The organism is Psychromonas sp., assembly GCF_983033635.1.
The window spans coordinates 1-2,022 of the sequence record NZ_CEZLMY010000316.1 but is presented as its reverse complement, the minus strand read 5'-3'; the positions used below and the strand labels follow the sequence as shown (position 1 = coordinate 2,022).

Here is a 2,022-nt window from a genome sequence, read left to right as displayed (position 1 = left end):
GGTAAAGAGATAAACTAACCAGCTTATTGCTGTTTTTTTTATGCCTGTAGAAAATAATAACGTACAAAATACGTAAGATTTAGGTTCAGCTGTTCCTCAAAGAAAGCGCAAGGTGCTTTTATTACTTCATTAAAGCTTTTCCTTTTCTCATTTATCAAATGAAAAACCGTCTGGATAACTATGATAGCCATCATAATCTCCCTTACTAACTGGAACGCCTTGATTCCGAGCCGTGGCGTATACCATACTGAGATGAAAGAAAAAATTCGGTAACGCAAAGGAATCTACATACTCTAATTTGGGTAAATAGATGTCGATAATGCCCGCTTTATCATGCACTTTATTATCAGATTGATCTGTTTTTGCAGAAGTTAATGTTTGTATGTAAGCAATAGTCTCTGATAGCTGTTTTCTCAACCCTGAAAATGATATTTCATTATTATCGAAGGTGACTCTCTCTACCTCTGCAGTAGCACAGCAAGCTCTAAGAGAAAAATTGGCGGCTATTCTTGCATGCGTTAAAAGTGGAAACATACAGTCTGACAAACGTGTATTAAGAATTTCTGCATTTCCATTTTCATGCATCTCAATTTTATCGATTAGTTTGCTCAACTGTTTTAAATAGCGCAGAAAAAGCGCGCTTTGATTAATGCTCATATTCTAATTCCGGAAAATTATCTAACAGCTGTAAATGATAGAGTAAAAATAACAATAGGATGTAATATCTAATGCAAGCTGATTTATAAGAGAGCTTTACAAATACACTACTCAAACTTAATTTGAAAAATTCAGCCCTGAAATTGGAAGTTATAACACGGCAAGCATAAACAGCAAAGCGAATCGAGCCGATTACGAAATCACAGAATCTTTGCCGAAAAGATTCTATTTTGGCTCATTGAGCCATTTTACTCCTGAGCAAGACAGTTACTCTAAATCAATAGCCCTAATTGCTTGTTTTAAAAAGTTGGATTTATTTTGAAATTTCGCCCTGATTTTGGCTTCTTTACTGGCATGTAATTGGCTTTCAACAGCAACTAATTCTTGAAATAACCAGCCTCGGATCATCATATAATAACGTGAATCTGTACCATAATTGATTATCGTCTGTAACGATTGCTGATCATTAGGAGCTTTTAATGCAACTTGGATATTTTGTACCATAGCACCAATTTCATAAGCTTCATTGGCGCTATCTTTCGTTACCGTTTGTGATGCACAAGCACAGCTTATGAAAACAGATAAGAAAAAAAACAAAAAATATTTAAACAGCAACTTATTAACCATATAGTTTGCTCACTTTATTTTAAATCGCTCGGCAAATTATGAATAGAGGAATCATATTTATATAATAGTAAAATCCGAGTTAACTTTATTTATAATACTTCCCATAAAATGTTAAATTAACCCTGTCAATTTACCTTATAGAGTTAAACAGAATGATCATAAAAAAACAGTGGCGAATTTTAACCATAGGAGATGGTGATTTATCATTTTCAAACGCTTTATTAAACCACCACCAGCCAGCCTCTTTAACTGCAACTGTTTATGATTCATTATCCACCATGAGTGGTAAATATGGCGATCAGTTTTACCATCAACTGAAAATGAAAAATAACCCTGTTTTGTTTGAATTTGATGTCTGCAATGCAAACTCTTGGGCTGGTTTAGCAAAGAATAGTTTTGATTTGGTGATATTTCAATTCCCATTATTGCCAGCTTTTAGCTCTTTTTCTGAATATCAAAACCGCTGTGCCAAGCTTAATATCAACACCCTTAATCGCCGTTTATTGCGGGATTTCTTAATTAATTCATTTAACCATTTTCTCGATCCCAATGGCCAACAGCTGTGTTTTATTACCTCCAAAGATGTAAAACCATATCGTCAATGGAATATCGAAAATGCTCTTCATTTGCAGACAGATATTCATTATTTAGGCTCGATACCTTTTGATATAAAAATGTTTCCAGAATACAAAATACGTAATGTAGATCGTGATAAACATGTCAAAGATACCAAAGGAG

The 2,022-nt window shown here is 34.0% G+C and carries 3 protein-coding genes; 1 reads left to right on the top strand and 2 read right to left on the bottom strand.

Annotated elements, in window-relative coordinates:
* Nucleotides 1–147: 147 nt before the first annotated feature.
* The gene (locus tag AC4GME_RS18930; protein ID WP_490378617.1) at nucleotides 148–657 is read right to left on the bottom strand and encodes a DUF1993 family protein; all 510 of its coding nucleotides are present in this window, start codon (nucleotides 655–657) and stop codon (nucleotides 148–150) included.
* Between the two features lie 267 nt (nucleotides 658–924).
* Entirely contained in the window at nucleotides 925–1,272 is a 348-nt protein-coding gene (locus AC4GME_RS18925) for a hypothetical protein (RefSeq protein WP_490380056.1), read from the bottom strand.
* Between the two features lie 164 nt (nucleotides 1,273–1,436).
* Here AC4GME_RS18925 and AC4GME_RS18920 point away from each other — a divergent pair.
* The coding region (locus tag AC4GME_RS18920; protein ID WP_490380055.1) for a class I SAM-dependent methyltransferase at nucleotides 1,437–2,022 on the top strand (586 nt) is incomplete at its 3' end.